Raw genomic sequence first — 434 nt, 5'->3', positions numbered from 1 at the left:
CCGAGAGCGGCGGCGGCGCCTTCGACGCCTACGCCTCCGTGTTCGCCTCCCGCGGTTTCCGCGAGGCCCTCGGCACCACGGTGTGGCTGGCCGTCGGAGCAACCGTCGGCTGTCTCGTCCTCGGCTTCGCCCTCGCGCTGGTCATCGCCTTCGTCCCGTTCCCCGGTTCCAAGGCCGTCGCCAAGTTCATCGACGTCTTCCTCTCCTTCCCGTCCTTCCTCATCACGCTCGCCCTGCTCTTCATCTACGGGTCGGTCGGGATGGCCAACGGGGCCTGGACCGGCGTCACCGGGGCGGCCGAGGGGCCCTTCCACTTCCTGACCACCCCCTGGGGCGTCCTGCTCGCGGAGATCACGTACTTCACGCCGTTCGTGATGCGCCCGCTGCTCGCCGCGTTCTCCCAACTCGACACCGCCCAGCTGGAGGTGGCCTCC

Annotated in this window: 1 pseudogene; it reads left to right on the top strand. The window is 69.8% G+C overall.

The annotated features are described in order from the left end of the window. Positions 1-434 (top strand): annotated as a pseudogene (locus G3I71_RS47975) (2-aminoethylphosphonate ABC transporter permease subunit); the annotation flags it as partial.

The sequence above is a fragment of the Streptomyces sp. SID12501 genome (assembly GCF_010550245.1).
Lineage (GTDB): Bacteria > Actinomycetota > Actinomycetes > Streptomycetales > Streptomycetaceae > Streptomyces.
The sequence above is the reverse complement of the archived record's forward strand: the minus strand, read 5'-3'. Positions and strand labels throughout refer to the sequence as shown.